Origin of the sequence: Sulfurovum sp. (assembly GCF_049668085.1) — a bacterium.
Lineage (GTDB): Bacteria > Campylobacterota > Campylobacteria > Campylobacterales > Sulfurovaceae > Sulfurovum.
Map to the genome: position 1 here is coordinate 1 of NZ_JBATIY010000165.1, position 2,469 is coordinate 2,469.

At 38.3% G+C, this 2,469-nt stretch carries 3 protein-coding genes; 1 reads left to right on the forward strand and 2 read right to left on the reverse strand.

Going from position 1 to position 2,469, the window contains the following annotated elements; translation table 11 throughout:
* Window positions 1-285 precede the first annotated feature (285 nt).
* Window positions 286-582: a hypothetical protein gene (locus WBM70_RS10025; RefSeq protein WP_424558369.1), complete on the forward strand. Its 297-nt coding sequence runs from the start codon at window positions 286-288 to the stop codon at window positions 580-582.
* A gap of 152 nt (window positions 583-734) precedes the next feature.
* On the opposite strand, the gene holA is transcribed toward WBM70_RS10025, so the two are convergent.
* The gene (gene holA, locus WBM70_RS10030) at window positions 735-1,712 is read right to left on the reverse strand and encodes a DNA polymerase III subunit delta (RefSeq protein WP_424558370.1); all 978 of its coding nucleotides are present in this window, start codon (window positions 1,710-1,712) and stop codon (window positions 735-737) included.
* On the reverse strand, window positions 1,712-2,469 hold a 758-nt coding region (locus WBM70_RS10035), incomplete at its 5' end, for an RNB domain-containing ribonuclease (RefSeq protein ID WP_424558371.1). The genes WBM70_RS10035 and holA, both read right to left, overlap by 1 nt.

Here is a 2,469-nt window from a genome sequence, read left to right on the forward strand (position 1 = left end):
TCCTTTACCCAAGCTTTCAAATCTACGTACAACTAATCAAAAATCTCTATCTATTTAAACTTTTAAATCTAAGCACAATTCATTAAAAATCTTAACTTATTATATTTCTTCAAAATGCTTTAGAAGATTGAACGACCAATAAAAATATTCATGTTATATGAAGATATGTAGTCTATTAGTGTCACAGTTTTATCAATCATGCGTACCGCATTTGTACTAAGAGATTATTTGATATAATAAATATTATAGCTTATGCAATAAACTAAATTAAAAAAGTAGGTAATTATGTGGTGGATAATAGCAGGTATTATAGGTATAGTGGCAATTTTTCTTATTCTTTATGTGAAAAGCATAAGAGATGATATTAAACATAAAGAATGGCGTGAAAGAGTAGATGAAAGAATTAACAATGGTGAGTATTGGAAAGGTATGGATTCTTGGATGTTGGAACATTCTTTGGGTAAACCAAAGAGTATAGAGGTAAAAGAAGAGAAAGAATTTAAGAGAGAAATCTGGGAATATGATAATGGTCTCAAATTCACTCTAGAAGGTGAGTTGGTTGTTGGATGGGAAGGTTCGTAACCCCGCATTGTTTCTGTAGTAGTATTATATGGATCTATCAATAAGAACAACAAATAAAGATCAGTATAAGTGATCTCATATTCCACTCTATATAGGGTTTGCTACATTGTGGCTATACTATAGAGTTGATGTAAAAAATGACATAGCCTTTTTTACAGATAACCCTGCAATTTAATCAGCATACTGTAAACCAAGACCTCTTTTTGGGTAGCGGGTGCTTGTTTGATGAGTATCTCACTTTCCAATAAATGTTCAAATATTTTCAGTAGTGCAGCAGACTTTACACGTAAGGCTAGCTGTGCTTTTTGTTCTTCTATCTGCTTAGGGAGTTTGTACCCGAGGATAGCTGCTGAATCTACATGACCATTGAGCTTGATGTAAGCATGGAAGAGGAAGATCTGATTGACAAAATACTGGGTAGATCGAAGCAAAGAAGCTTCATCTTCACCGAGATCAAGTAGTTTTGTTATGGTTGCTGTAATAGGCTTTTTGTTAAATAGATCTATCAGTAGCTGCTCAGTAGCCAAAGGTGCAGTTGAATAGACAAGTCTATCAATATCTTTACTGGTGACTTTCATGCCCAGAATGGCAAGCTTATTCAGTTCATTGGCACAGAGTGCCAAGTTGTTATTGAGTATCAGCATGAGGTGCTGTAGGGCATAGTGGTCAATGTCTAGCTGTATCTGTTGTGCTTTTTGCTGCAACATGGCGATACCGTCACGAATATTGGGTTCGAAAAATCGTACCCAGGCACCGCCTTTTTTCTCACTAAAAGCAGATTGCATACTCTTCGCATCTTTTGGAGCACCTGAGTAGCCGTAGAGGAAGTAGTTGTCTTCATTTTTGTTGGCAAGTTCGATGAGGACATCCAGTTCTTTTTTTGGTATCTTTTTGTCGTGTTTGACCACTACAAGGTTTGTTCCGCCAAACAGAGAAGTTTGGGAAAGGAAATTCTTTGCCTGTTCAAAGTTCCACTCATCGTGGTAAAGACTGAGCATACTCTCTTTAGCATCTGTCTTTTTGATATAGCTATCTATGTAGAAGTCTACGAGGTAGTCATTCTCACCATAAAATAAAACGGCTTTAGGAAGTGCCTGTTTAAGTTTCTGGTCAAATTCTCTTTGATACATTAGGCTAACTCCATCTCTTCTTTACTCAATTTTTCAACAAGTTCAACCATAATGACAGCTTGTGCGATGTTCACTTCATTTATCTTCACTTTGACTCTATCAAAAAGCATCACACCATCACCTTTAAGATGCACAGTCACTCCTTCGATATCACCTTGAAGTACGGCTTTAGCACTTTCATCTGCTTCAATGATCTCTGCTTCAAAGATCTCACCTAAATGCTCTGCTGCCCAGCGTGCAAACTTACGGTCTCTAAAGTCCCATTCTGCTTTTGTAGCTTCCCGTTCGAGTTCAGATACCCTTGCACAAAGTGGTTCGATGTTTCGTAACAGGTAACTTGCTTCTTCTTCATCTTCCCGTAACTGCGTTTTGATGAGACGGTGCAGTATGAGGTCAGAGTATCTACGTATCGGGGAGGTAAAGTGACTATAGTGACTAAAGCCCAGTCCAAAGTGTCCAACATTATGTGCTGCGTAACTTGCTCGTCGTAAGGATTTGATGACCATAGAGTCTACTTCTGATGCAAGACCCATTTTTTCTGCTTCTTTCTGGATGGCACGTATGAGAGAAGGAGAATCTTCATACTCTTCAACATACAAGCCGATAGCAGCTAACTCAGCCAGTAAAGATTCTATCTTGGCAAGTTGAGGCGGTTCATGTATACGGAAGATACCGTCACCTTCTCCAGTAAACCGTTTTGCAGAAGCCTGATTGGCCAGGAGCATACACTCTTCAATCAGTGAGTGAGAAGGCGTAC

Coding starts and splice junctions, on each gene's coding strand:
- WBM70_RS10025 (WP_424558369.1), top strand. CDS start 286: ATGTGGTGGATAATAGCAGGTATTATAGGTATAGTGGCAATTTTTCTT.
- holA (WP_424558370.1), bottom strand. CDS start 1,712: ATGTATCAAAGAGAATTTGACCAGAAACTTAAACAGGCACTTCCTAAA.